The 1,706-nt window shown below is 51.1% G+C and carries 1 protein-coding gene; it reads left to right on the top strand.

Annotated features, from left to right (window positions below):
- Positions 1–1,332: HNH endonuclease (locus AB4Z11_RS30895; RefSeq protein ID WP_442029886.1), on the top strand; the 1,332-nt coding region annotated here is incomplete at its 5' end.
- Positions 1,333–1,706: the final 374 nt, after the last annotated feature.

Genomic DNA, 1,706 nt, shown 5'->3' with positions numbered 1-1,706 from the left:
CAGTTCTACCGCCCCGAGAACAGCCTTAGAGACGACAAAAAACGGCTCTCTGCATTTACGCTCGCCTCTTTTATGGCAGCACAATTCGTGGATGACCCTGATCAAATTCGCGCTGACGTTAATATGTCGGCGGAGCTATTGAAGTACTTACTAGGCCAGGCAATTGGTCATTGGAGCCGTAATCACTGGTTAAACAACGATAATCCCAATCAATCTTTCTCCCTGAGCGGCGAAGGTATCAAGAAGGTTCGCGGCCGGCTGGAAGGTCAAGCTGGAAAGGAAAACGTCACGCGGGAGCATGTCTTAGCCGAACTTCAAATTATTCACGGCCACGTACAATCGGAGAAGTTAAAGCCACCATTTAATTTCCAGACTCCAAACGATGTCTCCCATGGTCGGCCAGTAGCCCCCTTGTTGAAGTTGGATGCGCTCACACCGGAACACCGGGAGGCATTAAATTGGTTCCATGAGCATAAAGGACAGGAGGTTTCTTGGCCGGCGCAAATGGCTAATGGTATGTTCCTGGTGAACAAGGCGAAAGGAATCCACAAGCCGGCGGGATCGCAGTACGCGTTGAGTATTCGTGAGTCTCTGGGGGGGCCTTACCCGGATCGTGAGCCAAAATTTAACCCTGATGGCTCTTGGACCTACGAGTATTTCCAAGAGCAGCTTGACCCTTCCAAGCGCGACCGGATGTATACCAACGTCGCGCTTCTAGCTTGCAAACGAGATGAGATTCCCGTCGGAGTAATTCGACAGGTGAAAGCTAAACCCAATCCTCGATACCAGGTGCTGGGGCTGGCGTTGGTGAGAGAGTGGGAGAATGGGCATTTCAATCTTGAGGGACTCAGCAGCGGACCGCCGAATCCTGTTCAGGGCAACGACACAAGTAGCAGCGGCGAAGATGATTTTGATCCTGAGAGCATCGAGGATGCTCGCAAAAAGACTCTCGCGGCAATAGTCTGTCGTCAGGGGCAAGGAAAGTTCCGACGTTTGGTCCTGGCAGCATATGAGGGACATTGTGCGCTCTCGGGTTGCGACGTACCAGCTGCGCTGGAAGCGGCACACATATACGGCTACATGGGTGAAGAGACGAATGTAGTGGAAAATGGACTCCTTCTGCGAGCCGATATCCATACTCTCTATGACCTAGGTCTTATTGCGATCGACCCCGCTTCGATGACAGTAGTCATCTCTCCAAAATTGCAGGCAACTACTTATTCAACTCTTGGCGGTGCTCCGGTTCGCTTGCCGGTGCAAATGCCAGACCGTCCAAGCCGTGTGGCAATTGAAATGCACTGGACATGGGCGAAGGGCAGTTGGGAAGCGTAGGTCGGCCGACRTTCGTTCGACGTGTCCATTTGTTGTTCAGGACCAACAGCAACCAATATTGCGGTCGCTTGGTTCTTGAGGTGAGGGCTATCCGCAACTGAATATACTTGCGACACAAATTTTTGACGGTATCGGTGACGGTATTCGTGTGGTTGTGATGGCTTAAACCAAGTATTCATGCGGGTTGTGTGGCATGATTTGACTTCCCCTCTCCGCCAAGAATACAAGTAAATATTTGATTTACGAAAAGCCAGCTCCGAGAGCTGGCTTTTTTGCTTTTCGATGGTGTTTTTTTGGGGGGATAAGTCGACATTTCCTCTTGATTACCTACGATCCCGGCGGCTCCTCCAAGTTAATACCTTGCTGCCTTTCGT

Source organism: Pseudoduganella sp. RAF53_2 (assembly GCF_052113985.1).
Taxonomy (GTDB): domain Bacteria; phylum Pseudomonadota; class Gammaproteobacteria; order Burkholderiales; family Burkholderiaceae_D; genus Rugamonas.
This window is presented reverse-complemented; position numbering and strand designations above follow the sequence as displayed.